The 2,438-nt window shown below is 75.9% G+C and carries 1 protein-coding gene; it reads left to right on the top strand.

The window, feature by feature from the left end:
- On the top strand, positions 1-2,413 hold a 2,413-nt coding region (locus P1P70_RS43440), incomplete at its 5' end, for a type I polyketide synthase (protein ID WP_319247853.1).
- Positions 2,414-2,438 lie beyond the last annotated feature (25 nt).

Below are 2,438 nucleotides of genomic sequence, written 5' to 3'. Positions count from 1 at the left end.
ACCCCTCCCCGCCTGGCCCCCGCAGGACGCCGAGCCCGTCGAACTGTCCACCTTCTACGAGGACTTGGTCGACCACGGCTTCACCTACGGCCCCGCCTTCCGCGGTCTGACCGCCGCCTGGCGGCGCGGCGACGAGGTCTTCGCGGAGGTACGGCTGCCCGAGCCCGCCGGCGGAGGGTTCGCCGTGCACCCCGCTCTCCTCGACGCCGCCATGCACGCCCTGGCCTTCCGCCCCTCGGCGCCCGCGACCGGAGGCCCGCTGCTGCCCTTCGCCTGGCGCGGCGTCACCGGCCACGAGCAGGGGGCGACCGCGCTGCGCGTGCACGTCAGCGACCAGGCCGAGGACCGGGTGGCGGTGGAGCTGACCGACCCCGCCGGGCGTCCCGTCGCCTCCGTGGCCGCCCTGCACATGCGGGCCGCGTCCACCGAGGGCCTCGACGCCACCCGCATCCGCCCCGAATGGCTGCTGCGCACCGAGTGGACCCTGCTGGACCCCGCACCGGGCGGGGCCGACGGCCCCCTCCCGCGCCGTTTCGCGGTCCTCGGCGACACGACGGCGTACGCCCAGGTGGAACCGCTGCTGCGCACCGCCGAGGCCGTCGAGCACCACGCCGACCTGGACGCCCTGCGCGCCGCCGGGGGACCGCCCGACGTGGTCGTCGTGCCGCTGCCGCCCGCCGAGCCGACCTCGGCCGCCGCCCGCGACGCCGTGCACGCGGTCCTCGGCCTCCTCCAGGAATGGGCCGCCAACAACACGCTCGCGGCAACCCAGCTGGTGCTGTGCACCTCGGGCGCGGTCCGTGCCTCGGACACCGAGACCCTGACCGACCCGGCGGGCTCCGCCGTCTGGGGCCTGGCCCGCTCCGCCCAACTGGAGAACCCCGGCAGCGTGCTGCTCGTCGACCACCTGCCGACCGCCACGACACCCCTGCCCCGGGCCGTCGCCCGCGCCCTGGCCCTCGGCGAACCTCAACTAGCCCTCCGGGAGGAAGAGATACACGTCCCCCGCCTGGCCCGGCTCGGCCACGCCGAGGCCACGACGGCAGGCGGACCGCCCCCGGCCGACGGCTCGGTCTGGCCGGCCACCGGCACCGTACTGATCACCGGAGCCACCGGCACCCTGGGCCGCCTCGTGGCCCGGCACCTGGTCACCCGGCACGGCGTACGCGATCTGCTGCTGGCCGCCCGCCGGGGCGCCGACGCCCCCGGTATGGCGGAACTGTCCGCCGAACTCGACGCGCTCGGCGCCAAGGTCCGCCTCGAAGCCTGCGACCTCACCGACCGTGCCGCGCTGGCCGCGCTCCTGGCGACCGTCCCGGACCTGAGGGCCGTGGTGCACACCGCCGGAGCCGTCGACGACGCGACCGTCACCGCCCTGACGCCCGCCCAGGTCGACGCCGTCCTGCCGGTCAAGACACAGGCGGTGGAGCACCTGCACGAGCTGACCGCCGACCGGGACCTGGATGCCTTCGTGGTCTTCTCCTCGCTCGCCGGCACGATGGGCGGTGCCGGACAGGCCAACTACGCGGCGGCCAACGCCTTCGCGGACGCTCTGTGCGTGCGCCGGGCGGCCGCCGGGCTGCCCGCGCTGTCCCTCGCCTGGGGCCCCTGGCAGCGCGGCGAGGGCATGACGGCGGGCGTCGCCGACAGCGACCTCAAACGCATCGCCCGCGTGGGACTGCGCCAGCTCGACCCCCGCGAGGGCATGGCCCTGTTCGACGCGGCCCTCACCACCGGTGAGAGCGTCGCCGTCCCCGTACGACTGGACACCTCGGCCCTCGACCCCGGCTCGCCCGCGACACCCGTGCTGCTGCGCTCGCTCGCCACCGGGACCCGGGCCGGCGACGGTGCACCGGCCGCCCCGGTGTCCGGACTGCGGGAGCGGTTGCTGCCGCTGTCCGAGGCGGATCGCATCGCCGCCCTGGTGGAGCTGGTGCGGGCGGAGGCGGCCACGGCCGCCGGACTGGCCTCGGCGGAGTCCGTGCCGTCCGCCAAGCCCTTCCAGAACCTTGGCTTCGACTCCCTCATGGCCGTGGACCTGCGCAACCGGCTCTCCGCCCTCACCGGCCTACGGCTGCCCGCCACCCTCGTCTTCGACCACCCCACTCCGAAGGACCTGGCCGAACTGCTCCACGGGGGACTTGATCTGACTGCTCATCAGGCACCCGACACGGCCCTCCTCGCCCTGGAGTCCCTGGAGGAGGCCCTGCGGGCGCCCGCCGAGGACCCCGCCCGCAGGGCCTCCCTGGCCCTGCGCCTGCGCGTCCTCCTCACCAAGGTCGAGGAGACCCCGGGCACCTCGGGCGGGCCCGCCGTCGCGGTGGCCGGCGACGACCACACCGACAGCGACCTCAGCGCGGCGAGCGCGGAGGAACTCCTCAGCCTCATCGGCGACGAGTTCGGCATCCGCTGACCCCCGGAACCACCCTGCCCTGCCC

Source organism: Streptomyces sp. MB09-02B, assembly GCF_033794485.1.
Taxonomy (GTDB): domain Bacteria; phylum Actinomycetota; class Actinomycetes; order Streptomycetales; family Streptomycetaceae; genus Streptomyces.
The sequence above is the reverse complement of the archived record's forward strand: the minus strand, read 5'-3'. Positions and strand labels throughout refer to the sequence as shown.